Genomic DNA, 15,251 nt, shown 5'->3' with positions numbered 1-15,251 from the left:
GAGGGCATGAGGAGGGTTCCTTAGAGGCGGTCGAAGAGGAGTTGCACGGCGCCGGTGACGGGGTGGCGCACGGGATGGGCACGGACGCCGAACACCTCGGCGAGCAGGGCAGGTTGAAGGACGTCCTCGGGTGTGCCGGAGGCGACGACACGACCGTCCGCGAGCACGTACAGCCGGTCGCAGTACGCGGCGGCCAGGTTGAGGTCGTGCAGGGCCGCGAGGACGGTGAGGCCGGCGTCCCGGACGAGGGACAGGACCTCCAACTGGTGGGTGATGTCGAGGTGGTTGGTGGGTTCGTCGAGGACCAGGACCCGGGGCTGCTGGGCCAACGCCCGTGCGATCAGGACGCGTTGGCGTTCACCGCCGGACAGGGCGAGGAAGCCCCGGTCGGCGAGGTGGCCGACGCCGGTCGCCGCCATGGCCTCGGCGCGGATCCTCGACTCCTCGGCGCGGCCGAGCCGTTCGTGCGGCAGGCGGCCCATGGCGACGACCTCGGTGACGGTGAAGTCGAACTCGGCGCCGGACTCCTGCGGCAGCGCGGCCAGCACCCGGGCAGCGGCGCGCGGGGCCATCGTCCGGACGTCCTCGCCGTCGAGGCGGACCGTGCCCGCGGCGGGGCGCAGGGCCTGGTAGACGCACCTCAACAGGGTTGACTTCCCACTGCCGTTGGGGCCGACGAGGCCGACGACGGTGCCGGGTGCCACGTCGAGCCGGATGTCGTCGACGAGCCGTGCGCCCGCCGCCGTGACGGTCACGCCGTCCAGGCCGAGCCGCATGCCGGTCACCACCTTCCGCCGAACGCGTGGCCGCCGCGCCGCATCAGCAGCAGGAACGCGGGCACCCCGACGACGGCCGTGATCACGCCGACCGGGAGTTCGGCGGGGGCGAGCAGGAGCCGGGACAGGACGTCCGCCCAGACCAGGAGGACCGCCCCGGCGAGCGGCGCGAGGACCAGGACGCGGCGGTGGTCGGCGCCGACGGCCATCCGCACGAGGTGCGGCACCATCAGCCCGACGAACCCGATCGCGCCGCTGACGGCGACGAGGGTCCCGGTCACGGCGGCCGTCACCACGAACAGCTCCCGCCGCAGCCGCTCCGGCCGCACCCCGAGCGCGGCCGCCGTCTCGTCGCCCATCGCGATCGCGTTCAGCGCCCCGGCGCGCCTGCGCAGCCACGCCCACCCGGCGGCGACGGTGACGGCGGCGATCGGCACCTGCGCCCAGGTCGCCCCGCCGAGGCTGCCGAGCAGCCACATCATCGCCGAGCGCGCCGCCTCGCCCCGGGCCGCGCTGAACACCATCACGGTCGTGATCGCCTCGAACCCGTACGCCAGCGCCGTCCCCGTCAGGATCAGGCGCAGCGGGGTGAGGCCGCGCGGGGTGCGGGCGACGGCGTAGACGAGGGCCGTCGCCGCGAGCGCCGAGCCGAACGCGGAGACGGACAGCGCCCACACGCCGAGCGAGGCGAAGGCGCCCATCAGGATGACCGCGTTCGCGCCGACGGCCGCGCCGGAGGAGATCCCGAGGACGAAAGGGTCGGCGAGGGCGTTGCGGACCATGGCCTGGACGGCGACGCCGACGGAGGCGAGCCCGGCGCCGGCGACCGCGCCGAGGACGACCCTCGGCAGGCGTATCTCCCAGACGATGGTGTAGTCGGCGGCGTCCCGCGCGGAAACGGTTCCGCCGGTCAGGCCGGCCCACAGCAGGCGCAGCGAGTCACCGACGCCGATGCCTGCGGCGCCGAGCACGACCCCGGCGAGCAGGGACAGCGCCAGCAGGAGGGCGAGGGCAACGGTCAGCAGGGCGAGGGGAGTTCGGCGCACCGGCGGTCCTTCGGTTGAGGCCGCCGGAAGGACGGAGCACGGAAGGCACCTTGCGGTCCCCTCTCGCAGTCCACGGCGAGCGGTCGTACGGGTCGCGTGCCGGCCGTGGGCGATCGGGCTCGCGCGGAAGCGTTTCCGCGCACACCGTTGCGGGTCAGCGCCGGAGTCTCACCGGTCTTCCCCCGCGGGAGGCGAACGGAGCCTAACAAACCGTTTCGCCGGGTTCGTAAGGGGCTGCCGATCTCCGCACCGAGGTGCCGGAGCCGTCCGCAAGGGCGGTGTCCAGGGAACTCGCGGTGGTCCCACGGTGTCGATCACACGCGAGGCCGGTTCACCAGCCGGGAGAGCACGATGGCGCTCTCGGTCCGTTGCACAGGAGCGGTCGCGCGCACGCGTTGGATGGCCTGTTCCAGATGGGGGATGTCTTGGGCGAGCAGGTGGACGACCGCGTCGGCGGCCCCCGAGACGGTGCAGGCTTCGACGACCTCGGGGATGCCCTCCAGGGCTTGGCGCAGTTCGGCGGGGGTGGGGTTGCCGGCGCAGTAGACCTCGACGAAAGCCTCGGTGTGCCAGGCCAGCGCCTGAGGATCGACGAGAGCGGTGAAACCGCGGATCGCTCCGGTGGCCACGAGGCGGTCGAGACGCCGTTTGGCGGCGGGCGCGGACAGCCCGGACGCCTTGCCGATCTGGGCGTACGTGGCCCGCGCGTCGTGCAGTACGTGCCGGATGATCGCTTGATCGATGGCGTCCATGCCCTCATTCCAGACGTCAGTGCCTGCGGCCCGGCGCAAGAAATCGCCATGGTCCCGCTGACATTGCAAGAAAGCGATGGCAGGCAGCAGCAAATGGCGATTGTTTGCGCTGTCGGCCGAACATAGTCTCCGGCTTGTCCTGATGTCACGTGCGGGGAGCGGTGTCGAGATGACAGCAAGCCTGAGCGGTGTGGAAGCCTCGGCCCTGGCCGCGGTGGACGAGGCGGCCATCGCCCGGCTGCTGCTGGAACTCCTCGCTGTGCCGAGCGTGACGGGGAGCGCCGCGGAGTCCGAGGTCCAGCACATCCTGGCCCGGCATCTGAAGCGGATGGACCTCGATGTCGACCTGTGGTCCATGAACCTGCCCGAGCTGCGTGATCATCCCCGTTTTCCCGGCAGCGAGGCCCCGCGCACCGAGGCGTGGGGCCTGGTGGGCGGCACGGTGCCCCAGGACGACGGGCCGACCCTGATCCTCCAGGGGCACGTCGACGTCGTCCCTCCCGGAGACCTGGCGCGCTGGGAGGGCGACCCCTTCCGCCCCCGGGTCACCGGGGACGTGGTGCACGCGCGAGGGGCGTGCGACATGAAGGCGGGGGTGGTGGCGATCCTCGCCGCCCTGGCCGCGATACGGGAGGCGGGCGCGAGGTTGCGCGGCCGGGTGTCCGCGCATTTCGTGGTCAGCGAGGAGGACGGCGGACTCGGGGCGTTCGGCACCCTCCAGCGCGGTCACACCGGCGACGCCTGCGTCATCACCGAACCGACCAGCGGCGCGGTCATGACCGCGAACGCCGGCGCCCTGACCTTCCGCATCGACGTACCCGGCCAAGCCACCCACGGCAGCACCCGATACGCGGGCGTGAGCGCCATCGACGCCTACCTGCCCATCCACCGCGCGCTCGCCCGTCTGGAAGCCCGCCGCAACGTCGGCGCCGACCCGCTCATGTCCGAATACCCCATCCCCTACCCGCTGTCCGTCGGCACCGTCCACTCCGGCGACTGGGCCAGCAGCGTGCCCGACCTCCTGGTGGCCGAGGGAAGACTCGGCGTCCGCCTCGGCGAGGACCCCGCCCACGCACGCACCGAACTGGAGACGTGCGTGGCCGAAGCCTGCGCGGCCGACCCCTGGCTGCGCTCCCACCCCGCCACCGTGACATGGCCCGGCGGCCAGTTCGCCAGCGGCCGACTCCCGGCCGGACACCCCCTCGCGGCCCAGATCACCGACGCCCACACCGACGTCACCGGCGGCCCCCGCCCTCCCGAACGCGGCGCCCCCTACGGCAGCGACCTACGCCTGTACTCCGGAGCGGGCATCCCCACACTGCAATACGGCCCCGGCGACGTACGCCTCGCCCACGGCCCCCAGGAACAGGTCCGCGTGAGCGACATCGCCACCGTCACCCGAACACTGGTGCTCGCCACCCTGCGCACGGTCGGCACCAAGTAGCAGCCCCCTGGCGACGGTTCCGACCACACGGCAACCCTCGACAACACCCCGAGGAAGTCAGCAGACCCTCGCGTCAGACCGCGGAGCCGTTGCGCTGCTCGTTCTTCAACACCACGGGCTTCCCGGACGACTTGTCGTACCGGCGGCGCACCATGATGCTGAACCCCAGTTCATGCAGGGCGATTTCGGCGGCGTGGGTGTTCCACGGGTCGCGCCCGTCGAGGGCGTTGCGCACGAGGGTGACCGCGGGGAGGTTCCGCCCGGCGACGACGGCGAACACGTCGTGCGTCATCACGTCTTCGGGGGTCGAAAGGGCGGCCAGCGCGACATCCGCCAGCGTAAGCACACCATGGCCGCCGTCCTTCAGCCGAACGCGAGCCTCTGTCACCGCACTTGTGACCTCGTCAGCCATCCTGTCCCCCTCGATCGACGTCAGCACCCTACCGACCCCGAAGCCGGCGCGTCCCCGCATTCACCTCACCCCTCCCCCAGCCGCGCACTCACCTGCTCCCCCACCTCCCTGAACCCCAGCTTCACCGCCACCCTCCGGGACGCCTGGAGCCGCGCCCGCCACTGCGGCAACAACCCTGCCCGCAGGGCGTGTTCGACGGCGACCAAGGCGACTTCACCGGCCAGGCCCCGGCCTCGGGCGGCCGGGGCCGTCAGGACGCAGAGGTGGGCCGTGGAGGCGGGCCAGGTCGCGTAACCGGCGGCGGCGAGGACGCGGGGGCCGTCGTGGACGGCGAAGAGGGGTGAGTCGACGTCGGTGATGCAGCTCTCGGCGATGTCTCGGGGGCTTGCGGCGGACAGGAGGGTGCGGAGGTCGCCGTGGGGGGTGGCTGTCGTGGGAGGGGTGGTGGCGTGGGGGAGGTAGCTGAGGATCGCCGGGCCCAGCACCTCGGGGGCCGACCGGAGCGTGTCGAAGTCCAGGGGCAGACGCCGCGCCACGCGCGCGGAAGGGACGATGATCAGAACCGCGTCGCCGATGCGGACGGCCCCCGTCCAGGACGGCGGACAGAGCCGCGAGCCGGGCGACACGACGACGCGCGTCTCACCGGCATCGGGGAACTCCGCGCCCGCAAGCCGCTCCCACACACCCCGAACCCGCGCCGGCACCTCGCCCTCAACCACCCCCGGACTGTACCCACTTGAGCACAGCCCCCGCAGCGACCCGACCCCCACCGACCCCGAACCGCTCCAGCAGCCCCGAAGCCCGTCCGTGCCCCATCTCGCGCACCGACGCCGCAACCCGTTCACCGAACCGCCCGTCCCCCTCCGCCCCCAACTCCCGCAGCGCGGCGGTGAGTACGCCCGTCATCTCCGGGTCACCGTCCCCGAAGTCGACGGCGAGGCCGAAGTCGGCCCAGTCGACGCGGGCGTCGCAGTAGCCCTGCGCGGCGACAACGTCGGCTTGCCGGGCCTGGGTTGTGTTGGTCGCGGGCAGCAGAACCGTAGGGACGCCGACGGCGGCCGCGTCGTAGAGGTTGCCGAGCCCGGGGGTCATGAAGGCGTACGGCGCGGCGCGCAGGAGGTCGAGCACCTGGTCCCGCCGGTACGTGCCGACGGTCACCCCGCGCACCGAGTCCCCCAGCGCCCGCGCGATGGCCTCGCTGGTGGCGACCAGCACGGAACACGAGGAGGGCACCCCCGCGCGCACCCCGGAGACGACGATCCGCGCGTACGTCTCGACCTCGCCGGGTGCCCAGAACGGATTGCACAACCCCCCGAGATTGACAACGACTTGACGCCCGCCCCCGCGCCACCCGCCCCCCGGCGAGACGAGCGGCGGCACCAGCACCGTCCGCCCGGCCAACTCCGCGTCCGAGGCGACCCGTTCACGCACGCCGAAGAACTCCTGCGCGACATACAGCACGCTCTCGTCCCGGACGACAGGCCAGGCCCCCGGCCAGAACCAGGCGAGCGCGTCGTACACGGCCACCCGGAACCCGGCCTGACGGGCCGCCAGTCCGAGCGCGAAGTCCATGGACGTGAGGAACGCGTCGTACTCCCCGGCGAGGACGCGCAGCCGGTCGAGGCAGGCGGCCTCGGAGAGCCCCGTGACGTCATGGACGGCCGCGTACGGCGGCCGGTGTTGCAGGTCGAGCGTGTGCCCGCCGCCGAGGTACCCCACCTCGGCCCCGGACGCGGCGAGTTCGTCGGCGAGCACCGCCGCGGCGGCGGCCGGCCCGAACCCGAACGCCTCGGCGTTGAGCAGAATGCGCGGCCCCATCAGGCCCCCTTCCCTCACCTCACACGCCACCCGTACGCTGAGTGCGCGCATAGTAACTGTACGTGGGAACCCCGCACTTCACCGGGAGACGAGATGAATTCACCCGCGCGCGAGGGCACGCTCCCGGTCCCGGGCGCGACCCTCCACTACGAGGTACGCGGCGCCGGCCCGCCCGCCCTCCTGCTCGCGGGCGGCAACTCGGACGCGGCGGTCTTCACCGCCCTCGCAAACGCGCTGGCGACCGACCACCGGGTCATCTCCTGCGACCCGCGCGGCAATTCACGCAGCGCCCTCACCGGCCCCCCGGCCGACCAGCGGATCGAGGAGCACGGCGACGACATCGGCCGTCTCCTCGACCACCTCGTCCCGGACGGCGAACCGGTGCGGATCTTCGGCAGTTGCTCGGGCTCCCTGGCCGCCCTGCACTTCGCGTCCGCGCACCCGGAGCGCGTCGCCGCCCTGATCGTCCACGAGCCGCCCTCGTTCGGCCTGTTACCCGACGCGGACGAGCATCTGGCGCTCGTGGAGAGGGTGGGCGTGACGCTGGAGCGGGAGGGCGAAGCCGCCGCGATGGACGCGCTGTCGGCGCTGTTCGGCGGACGCCCGGCCCCCGACCTCCCGGAGGCCCACGACAACACGCGTTTCTTCCTCGCCCACATGCTCCGCCCCTCCGCCACCCATCTCCCCGACCTCACCGCCGCCGCCCCGCTCACCGGCCGCCTGGCCGTCGCGGGCGGCGAGGGTTCCCGCGACCAGACCATCCACCGCCCGGCCCTGGAACTCGCCGCCCGACTCGGCCTGAAACTGGTCGAGTTCCCGGGCGGCCACGCCGGATACGCAAGGTATCCACGGGAGTTCGCGGACCGGCTGCGGTCGGTCTTCGCGGAGCCGGCCGGCTGAGGCCCGCGCACCTCACCGGCTGAGCAGCACCGCCAACTCCCTTGCTGTCTCCGGGTGTTGCTCCAGCAGAGCGACCCCCGGCACGTCCGCCACGGCACCCCAGCCGACGTCGTCGCAGCCCAGCAGCGCGGCCAGCGCGTCGCACGTCTGCGGGTGCGCGGCGAGGAGCGTGGAGGTCGCCGCCCGCGTCACCGGCACGCCCGGCTCCGGGACCTCCTCGCGCCACGGCGGCGTCCACGCGTCCAGCGCCGGCAGCCGCGCCGGGAAGAGCCGGTCGGCCTCGCGGATGAGCAGCGGGGCCAGTTCGGCGCCGCTCGCGCGCAGGGTCGTCACCAGCGTCGGCAGCCACGGCAGGAGCACCGAGTCGGGGAGCGTGCCGAACGCGTTGGACACGGCCTCGACGACGAAGTCCGCGAGCTGCGGCACCGGTTCGAGGGCGTGCAGGAAGCCGCTGAGGTAGCGCGGGTAGGCCGGCACCACCAGCGGGCTGGCCAGCAACGCGTCGCAGCGGGCGCTGAGTTCGGCGCGCGGCAGGGTGCCGAGGTGGGTCTGCGCCGCCCACAGCAGGGCCGTCTTCGCGGTGTCCTCGGGGTGCGACTGGGCGACGGCGAGTTCGAGCTGCGCGCGGTCGCAGCCGAGGGAGAGGGCCAGGCTCTCCATGCTGAACAGGAAGCCCAGCATCGCGGCGACCTGCCGCACGGTCGCGTCCTCGTCGGCGAACGCGGTCGGCAGCAGCGTGCAGTAGTGGGCGTAGCCGGTCTTCGCGAACGACTCGATCCACTGCGGCAGTCGCGGCGCGCTGGTCCGGTAGTACGCGAGCAGGCGGCGCACCCTGCGCAGCACCTCCGGCGCGCCGTCGACGCCCCGCTCCCGGGCGAGGACGTCCAGGGCGTGGGTGCCGAGTTCGTCGGCGAGACGGGGGCTGCGCAGGTACAGCGTGGCGTCCTCGACGGCCTCCAGGACGGTCGCGGCGGTCGCCTTCGGCCCGTACGCGGCCCGGCGCAGGCGCTGTTCCAGGACCTGTTCGACGCTGACGCCCTCGTAGCCCAGCTCGATCAGCTCGCGCTGGTGCGTGCCGAGTGCGAGGTCCCACGACTCCTGGATCGACCGCTCCCCGAGCGTGCGCTCCCCCATGATCGGCCGCGCGGCGCCCCGCGGCAGCAGCCTGCGCAGGATCCACAGGACGTCCGAACAGGCGGCCAGTTCCGGCCGGCCCGCGATGTCCAGCAGGGCGCGCTGCACGCCGCGTTGCTGGAGCTTCAGGTTCAGCGGCGCCAGCCGGTCGTGCACGTCCCGCGCGAGCGGCGGCAGCGCCTCGTACCCGACCCGCCCGATCCGGTCCCCGCCCATCATGATCTCGACGAGTCTGCCGATGTCCCGCCGCCCCGGCACCGCGTCCTTCTCGATGCACGTCACCGCCGCGTCCTGGAAGTCGTACGGCGTCGGCTTCGTCCGGTCCCGCGCCCCCGCGAGCAGGATCGACGTCTCGAACACGGCGATCGCGTCCGCGGTCGACGCGAGATACCCGTTCCGCCGAGCCGCCCGCACGATCTCCACGGACCAGCCCAGCAACTCGGCCTCATCGAGCGAGTCGAGCACCGGGGGCCGCTGGAGAAAGCCGGTGAGCCGGTCGGGGGCGGGAGGGACGGGAGAGGTGGGAGAAGTGGGAGGGGCGGGCAGGCCGGCAGGTACGCCGGCGGCGGGCCGCGTGACGGGGGCGGACGCGGGCGCGGGAACGACCGCCGCGCTCCCCGGCGCACTCGGCGCAACATCCGCCCCCTGTGCGGCCCCGGCACCTCCGGCTGCCCCCGTGGCGCCCGGGGCCAGGGCCGAGCCTTCCGGCGCCACGCCCTCACCCTCCGGCAACACCCCGCCCGGCAGAGCCGTCACCCCCGCCGCAGGCGCCAAGTCCTCCGACCGCGCGCCCGGCACCGACGCGGCTGCCGCAGTCCCCGCCGCCCCCACCGGCACGCCCCGCACGACCACCCCGGGCACCGACGCCGCTCCCGGCCCACCGGCCGGCGCGCCCGTCGCCCCGGACGCCGGTCCCGAAGCACTCGCGGGCGCGCCCAAGCTGTCCGCCGTCCCCGAAGCCCCCGTCTGCTTCCCCCGCCCCCGCTTCGTCCCCGCCTGTCCCTCCAGGCGGAACGGCTTCACGCGGCTGCGTTTGAGGTTCTTGGCCCACTCGGTGGCCGCGATGGACACCGACCCGGAGGCGAGGCCGAACTGTGCCTCGATGGCCGTGTTGCTGGACGGGATCAGGCCGTGCCGCCATTTCGTGCCGCCGGCCGGGGTGATGGTGAACGTGTCGGTGCCGGCGACGCCGAACTCGGCGACGCGGCTGGCCGCGTGGAACGCGCCGCACACGTACAGGCAGTCGGCGGGGTCGGCGCCGCTCGCGGCGAGGTGTTGACGCATCCGCGTCCACATGTACCGCTCGCGGTCCTCGTCGATCCGCACGCGCCGCGTGTCGCCGGGGGCGAGGCGGCGGAAGAGGCTGCCGATGAGGAGCATGACCTGGCGGTAGGTGTCGTGGTCGCCGTCCCCGAGGGGCACCTCGACGTACTGGTGCCACCACTCGGACCAGTGCCGCACGCGCCCGTGCCGCAGAAGGTGTTCCTCCAGCTCGGCGAACCGGGGCCGCAGATCACCGATCTCGACGCCCACGGCGTCGCCGTGCAGGGCGCTGTCCTCGTCGCCCTCGGTCTCGGCCGAAGCCTCGCGTGGGGTCTCCCACTGGAAGACGTGGTCGGCGGAGCGGTCGACGAGGACGAGTTCGACGCCGGGTGTGTCGAGGGCGTAGGCGATGGCCTGGTACTCGGCGGACGCCTCGGTGATCGGGGCGACGACCGACAGGGGCGCCCAGTCGGCGGGGAAGCCCTCGACCTCGCCGGCGAACGCCTGGACGGCGACCGGGAGGCGGCAGTTGCGCAGCTCGGTGAGGAGCGGCGCCATGTCCTCGCACAGCTCCAGGTAGATCACCCGGGGCCGCTTCTCGCGCAGGCGGCGGGCCATGGCGAGCGCGGAGGCCGGTGAGTGGTGGCAGACGGGGAAGATCTCCAGGGGTTCGCGCAGCGCGCGGTCGACGTCGTCGACGATGCCCCGCAGGATGCCCTCCAGGGCGTCCGGCCCGTCGGCGAACGTGTGGGCGGCCTCGTCGAGCTGGGCGCGCAGCGCGCCGAAGGTGCCGTTCACGACAGGGTCGCGATCGCGTCGCGCCCGCCTTCGAGGAATTCGGGCCAGGAGCCGCCCTCGTCCTTGCCGCGCGGCTCGACGACGCCGTGCAGGTACTTGTTGAGGATGGCCAGGTCCTCGGGCGCGCGCCGGGCGAGGGAGCCGACGAGGGAGGACGCCAGCGTGCGCGCGGTGAGGGCGCGCTCGCCGAAGAAGTTGCTGTGCAGGATCGCGTCCTCCAGGACGCCGATCTGCTCGGCGGTGGACAGCGCGGACTCCAGCTTCTCGTCGTCGCTGCCGGCGGCGGCCGAGGACGCGCGCAGGTCGGCGAAGCTCTGCAGCAGGACGTCCAGCAGGGTCGGCGGGACGTCGAGTTCGATCTGGTGGCGCCGCAGGAGTTCTTCCGTGCGGAAGCGGACGATCTCGGCCTCGCTCTTCTTGTTCGTGACGACGGGGATGCGGACGAAGTTGAAGCGCCGCTTGAGCGCGGAGGAGAGGTCGTTGACGCCCCGGTCGCGGCTGTTGGCGGTGGCGATGACGGAGAAGCCGGGCTTGGCGAACACGATGTTGTCGCTGTCGAGTTCGGGGACGGAGATGTACTTCTCGGAGAGGATCGAGATCAGCGCGTCCTGGACGTCGCTGGTGGAGCGGGTCAGTTCCTCCACGCGCCCGATCGCGCCGCTCTCCATCGCGGTCATGATCGGCGAGGGGATCATCGACTCGCGGGACTGGCCCTTGGCGATGACCTGGGAGACGTTCCAGGAGTACTTGATGTGGTCCTCGGTCGTTCCGGCGGTGCCCTGGACGACGAGGGTGGAGGTACGGCAGATCGCGGCGGCCAGGAGTTCGGCGAGCCAGCTCTTGCCGGTGCCGGGGTCGCCGATGAGCAGGAGCCCGCGGTCGGAGGCGAGGGTGACGATCGCCCGCTCGACGATGGCGCGGTCGCCGAACCACTTCTGGGAGATCTCCCGCTCCAGGCCGTCGGCCCGCTCGGAGCCGAGGACGAACAGGCGGATCATCTTGGGCGACAGGCGCCAGGTGAACGGCTTGGGGCTGTCGTCGACGGACTCCAGCCAGTCCAGCTCTTCGGCGTACTTGAGTTCGGCGGGGGCGCGCAGCAGGTCGGACATGTGAGGGCCTTTCTGGCTGGTCAGGTGAGGAAGTTCTTCAGCTCGTGGACGAGCTTGCGTATGTGCCCGGAGATCACCGGCGTGCCCTGGTCCTTGAACCGCTCGCGGAACCAGGGGTTGACGCTGCCGCGCCCGGAGCTGGTCACCGAGCCGACGGGGATGAACTTGACGCCCGAGCGGTGGAGGGCGGCCATGCTGTCGAACAGGGGCGCCTCGTGCCATTCGTAGAAGTCGGAGATCCACACGACGACCGTGTTGCGGGGCTCGGCGACCTTCGGCTGCGCGAGCGCCATGGCGACGGTGCCGTCAGTGCCGCCGCCGAGTTTGGTGCGCAGCAGCGTCTCGAACGGGTCGTGCACCCACGGGGTCAGGTCGAGGGCCTGTGTGTCGTAGGCGATGAGGTGGACGTCCACCTTGGGCAGCCCGGCGAAGATCGAGGCGAGGATGGTGCAGTTGACCATCGAGTCGACCATGGAGCCCGACTGGTCCACGACGACGATCAGGCGCTGCGGCGTGGTCTTGCGGGCGGTGTGCCGGTAGTAGAGGCGGTCGACGTAGAGCCGTTCCTCCTCGGGGCTGTAGTTGGTGAGGTTCTTCCAGATCGTGCGGTCGAGGTCGAGGTTGCGGAAGACCCGTTTGGGCGGGACCGAGCGGTCGATCGCGCCGACGGTCGCCTTCTCGACCTGCGTGCGCAGCACCTCGGCGACCTCGTCGACGAACCTGCGGATGAGCGCCTTCGCGTTGGCGAGGGCGACGCCGTCGAGGTTGTTCTTGTCGCGCAGGAGCTGTTCGATCAGGGACATGCTGGGGGTGAGCCGGGCGGCGAGCTGGGGGTCGGCGAGGACTTCCCGCAGGTGCATGCGGCTGACCAGGTCGGCCTCGATGGCGCCGAGTTCGGGCCCGATGGGCGGGATCAGCCGGCTCAGGTCGGGCGTGGGGCCGCCGACGCCGGTCCCGGTCGGGGCGGCTGCCCGGCCGCCGCGCAGGTGCCCGGGGGCGCGGCCCAGCGCCCGTTCCAGCCATCCGGCGTCCGCCTGCCAGCGTGCGAGCTGTCCGGCGCCGACGGCTCCGGAGCCGGTCGCGAACACGTTCAGCAGCACCTTCGACACCAGCGCCGCGCGCCGCACCTCGGCGGCCCGGTCGCGTTCGCCACCGGTCTCCTCGGCGACCATCAGCCCGTCGAACTCCTCCGCGAGCGCGGGGTGGCGCTGGACGACCGAGTCGACGGACGCCTGCGGGTCGAGCAGCGCGGGCGGCAGCCCGATGTCCTCGACGACGGCGAGGCTCGCGGACTCCAGCGCGGGCCGCTCCTCGGGGTCGAAGAGGCGGGCGAGGAGCCGCCAGTACAGGACCTGCCTGCGGTTGTCGTACGCGTCGTCGGTGAGTTCTCCGGTCATTTCCGCAGCAGCCTTCCCGCGCGCTCGCGCAGGGCGGCCACGGCGTCGGTCGCCGCCTTCTCCGCCTTCACGCCCGCCTTGTCGGTGGTCCCCCCGGCCCACGCGCCCGCGTGCAGCGCGACCGGCTTCTTGCGCACGACGGTCTCGACGGCCAGCGGCTGCACGGCGAACCGTCCGCCGTCCCAGCGCAGCAGCCCTATGCACGCGCCCGACGCGGCGACGGCGTCCGGCGTGAGCGGTCCCGCGACGGGGACGCGGTCGGTGTCGACGGCCAGCGGCTGCCCGGCGACGGTGAACGTCAGGCCGTCGTCGCCCTGGTGGGCCGTGTAGCCCTCCAGGAGCACGGGGACGGCGATACGGGCGGGGTGGCGGTCCAGGGGTGCCGTCGGGGCGGTGACGGCGGTGGGCAGGGCTACGCGCGCGGTGGTGAACGCGTCGGCCGGTTCGCCCGTGCGCGCGTGGGCGTCGTCCCAGAGGAGGTCGCCCCCGGCGGTGACCGGCATCCCGTCCAGTTCCATCGCCCGGCCCTCGCCGAGTGCGGCCAGCAGCGCCATGTGCGGCCGGAGCAACTGCCATACGCCGGCGCCGACGACCGTGTCCGGTTTCGGCGCCGACACGCTCGCCCGCACCAGCCGGGGTGTCGTGCCGTCGGCCGGTTCGAGCACCGCGTGGACCTGTGCCTGTGCGGCGGTGGCGTGTTCGTGGAGGTCGACGCCGAGGGGCAGCAGGCGGCCGGTGGCCGTGCCGGGCGCGGGTGCGGCGTCCGCGCCCGGCACGGTGAGGAGCATGCCGCGCGCCCACAGGTCGCCCCAGCGGCGCGCCGGGACCCGTTCCAGGGCCGTTCCGGGGCAGGAGGCGGCGAGTTCGGCGGCGAAGCCGTCCAGGAGGGCGGCCGGCCGCCGTGCGGAGGGTTCGGCGAGGAGCGCGGTGACGACCGGTGCGGCGCCCGCGATCAGGTCGTGGTCGATGCCCTGCCAGCCGGCGCGGGCGAGGTCGGTGAGCCAGGTGCGGGCGGCGGCGCGGAGGTTGGCGGTGTCGTCCGGGGTGTGGGCCGGTTGCGCCGCGTCGGCGTCGGCGCTCGCGCCGGTGGGCCGTCCCACCGCGTCGGCGATCCGCTGGGCCAGCGCGTCGTGTGCCGCGCCCAGCAGGGCCGTTCGGGCTGCCGCGAGGGAGACGAAGTGGTCCTCGGCGGCCGTGCCTGCGGCGGCCTTCTCGGCGGCCTCGGTGACGCGCGCGGCCAGCGGGCTCGCGGCGAGCGCGTCCGCGAGGGCGGTCAGGTCGGCGGCCCGGTCGGGGCGGGGGCGCAGGAGGCCGGCGGTGAGGGCGCGGTCCAGGGCGTCGACGGCGGCGAGCGCGTCGTCCAGGCCCTCGACCGGTTCCGTCAGGGTGTCGGTGCGCATCAGGCGGCCTCCGCCCTGGTCGGCGGGAACCACTGCATCTCCGGCAACGGGGCTGTCGTCGGGGCGAGTTCGAGGTAGGCGAGGTGGCGCAGGAAGCGGCTGAAGACGGCCGCGGACGCCTTGCCCGGGTCCGGCGCGGGGTTGGTGCCGGTCATCGTGGCCGTCAGGGCGCCCGCGTCCGGCTCGGCGTCCACGCGCAGGTAGCGGGCGACGCGTTCGGCGCCGTACTGGAGCACCGCCTCGGTCACCAGCGCGCGGAGGTGGTTGCAGAACGAGCCCCGGGCGCCGCCGCAGGGGCGGTTGTTGTTGGTGCTGCACGCGTACGCGTACGTCCCCGCCGCGATCGACGAGACGTACACCCGCCCGATGTCCGATCCGCTGGAGACGACGCCCTGCAGGCGTCCGTCGGCGAGTTCGACGAACGGGACCTTGGCGAGCTTGCGGGGCCGGGCGGGCGCGAGCACCCGGGCGACACTCGACCTCTCCCATTCCGGGATCTTCTCCACATCAGCCGACACACCCGCTCCTTCACAGCTCAAAGGGATGTCTTCCGCCAGATCGGCGCGACATCGATCAAGCTATCGCCCACCACTGACAACGCCCCCTGAAACAGGGGGCGTCGCAGGTCAGGAGCTTGCGCGGGTCGGCCGTCAGCCGCGCGTCGAGGGTTTCGCGCGGGCCGCCCAGAGCCCCGCCAGAGCGAGAACGGCCACGGCCGCGCCGACGGCCGTGCACCGCTGCGAACGCCACGCCAGCACCTCGCCCGTGGAGTTCGCGGACAGCGCCGATCCGACGCTCATCCAGGAGCCGGAGGACAGCACGGACGCGGCGGAGCCGATGGAGCCGATCGACAGGAAACTCCCGACGGACCCGATGGACAGCGCGCTGCCCACGGACCCGACGGACAGGAACGAGTTCGCCGAGCCGATCGACAGGACCGAGTTCTTCGAGCGCAGCGAGTACCAGGAGCCGCCTTGCTGGTCATGGGTCGTCATGAGGCGA

The 15,251-nt window shown here is 73.2% G+C and carries 14 protein-coding genes; 2 read left to right on the top strand and 12 right to left on the bottom strand.

All coding sequences use genetic code 11. The annotated features are described in order from the left end of the window. Positions 1–20: 20 nt before the first annotated feature. The 3 genes from IAG44_RS37505 to IAG44_RS37495 form a co-directional block, all read right to left on the bottom strand. Positions 21–776 carry a heme ABC transporter ATP-binding protein gene (locus tag IAG44_RS37505; protein WP_187751516.1) on the bottom strand — a complete coding sequence of 252 codons (756 nt, stop codon included), beginning with the start codon at positions 774–776 and terminating at the stop codon, positions 21–23. A gap of 5 nt (positions 777–781) precedes the next feature. Then, positions 782–1,822, bottom strand: a complete 1,041-nt coding sequence (locus tag IAG44_RS37500) for a FecCD family ABC transporter permease (protein WP_187751515.1) — start codon at positions 1,820–1,822, stop codon at positions 782–784. A gap of 314 nt (positions 1,823–2,136) precedes the next feature. Continuing rightward, positions 2,137–2,574 (bottom strand): Lrp/AsnC family transcriptional regulator, encoded by a 438-nt coding sequence (locus IAG44_RS37495; RefSeq protein ID WP_187751514.1) that lies wholly within the window; start codon positions 2,572–2,574, stop codon positions 2,137–2,139. Between the two features lie 169 nt (positions 2,575–2,743). Here IAG44_RS37495 and IAG44_RS37490 point away from each other — a divergent pair, with 169 nt between their 5' ends. Next, positions 2,744–4,018 (top strand): ArgE/DapE family deacylase, encoded by a 1,275-nt coding sequence (locus IAG44_RS37490; protein ID WP_246562381.1) that lies wholly within the window; start codon positions 2,744–2,746, stop codon positions 4,016–4,018. Between the two features lie 73 nt (positions 4,019–4,091). Here IAG44_RS37490 and IAG44_RS37485 read toward each other — a convergent pair whose 3' ends face one another. From IAG44_RS37485 to IAG44_RS37475, 3 genes are all read right to left on the bottom strand, one after another. Next, entirely contained in the window at positions 4,092–4,430 is a 339-nt protein-coding gene (locus IAG44_RS37485; protein ID WP_187751513.1) for a hypothetical protein, read from the bottom strand. Positions 4,431–4,495: 65 nt separating this feature from the next. Then, complete coding sequence (locus tag IAG44_RS37480; protein WP_187751512.1) at positions 4,496–5,149, bottom strand: GNAT family N-acetyltransferase; 654 nt, start codon at positions 5,147–5,149, stop codon at positions 4,496–4,498. Continuing rightward, on the bottom strand, positions 5,142–6,248 hold the full coding sequence (locus tag IAG44_RS37475) for a hypothetical protein (protein WP_187751511.1): 1,107 nt from the start codon (positions 6,246–6,248) through the stop codon (positions 5,142–5,144). Before IAG44_RS37475 ends, IAG44_RS37480 begins: the two co-directional genes overlap by 8 nt. Positions 6,249–6,341: 93 nt before the next feature. On the opposite strand from IAG44_RS37475, the gene IAG44_RS37470 reads away from it, so the two are divergent. After that, the gene (locus tag IAG44_RS37470; protein ID WP_187751510.1) at positions 6,342–7,148 is read left to right on the top strand and encodes an alpha/beta fold hydrolase; all 807 of its coding nucleotides are present in this window, start codon (positions 6,342–6,344) and stop codon (positions 7,146–7,148) included. A gap of 12 nt (positions 7,149–7,160) precedes the next feature. Here the strand turns inward: IAG44_RS37470 and IAG44_RS37465 are convergent, their stop codons facing one another. From IAG44_RS37465 to IAG44_RS37440, 6 genes are all read right to left on the bottom strand, one after another. Then, positions 7,161–10,343, bottom strand: a complete 3,183-nt coding sequence (locus IAG44_RS37465) for a DUF5682 family protein (protein ID WP_187751509.1) — start codon at positions 10,341–10,343, stop codon at positions 7,161–7,163. After that, positions 10,340–11,452 carry an ATP-binding protein gene (locus IAG44_RS37460; RefSeq protein ID WP_187751508.1) on the bottom strand — a complete coding sequence of 371 codons (1,113 nt, stop codon included), beginning with the start codon at positions 11,450–11,452 and terminating at the stop codon, positions 10,340–10,342. Before IAG44_RS37460 ends, IAG44_RS37465 begins: the two co-directional genes overlap by 4 nt. A gap of 20 nt (positions 11,453–11,472) precedes the next feature. Beyond that, complete coding sequence (locus IAG44_RS37455) at positions 11,473–12,849, bottom strand: VWA domain-containing protein (protein WP_187751507.1); 1,377 nt, start codon at positions 12,847–12,849, stop codon at positions 11,473–11,475. After that, complete coding sequence (locus tag IAG44_RS37450) at positions 12,846–14,282, bottom strand: hypothetical protein (RefSeq protein ID WP_187751506.1); 1,437 nt, start codon at positions 14,280–14,282, stop codon at positions 12,846–12,848. The genes IAG44_RS37455 and IAG44_RS37450 overlap by 4 nt, the downstream gene beginning before the upstream one ends. Further along, positions 14,249–14,767 (bottom strand): hypothetical protein, encoded by a 519-nt coding sequence (locus IAG44_RS37445; protein ID WP_246562379.1) that lies wholly within the window; start codon positions 14,765–14,767, stop codon positions 14,249–14,251. Before IAG44_RS37445 ends, IAG44_RS37450 begins: the two co-directional genes overlap by 34 nt. Positions 14,768–14,899: 132 nt before the next feature. Continuing rightward, positions 14,900–15,244, bottom strand: a complete 345-nt coding sequence (locus IAG44_RS37440) for a hypothetical protein (RefSeq protein ID WP_187751505.1) — start codon at positions 15,242–15,244, stop codon at positions 14,900–14,902. Positions 15,245–15,251 lie beyond the last annotated feature (7 nt).

Origin of the sequence: Streptomyces roseirectus, assembly GCF_014489635.1 — a bacterium.
GTDB classification, from domain to species: Bacteria; Actinomycetota; Actinomycetes; order Streptomycetales; family Streptomycetaceae; genus Streptomyces; species Streptomyces roseirectus.
This window is presented reverse-complemented; position numbering and strand designations above follow the sequence as displayed.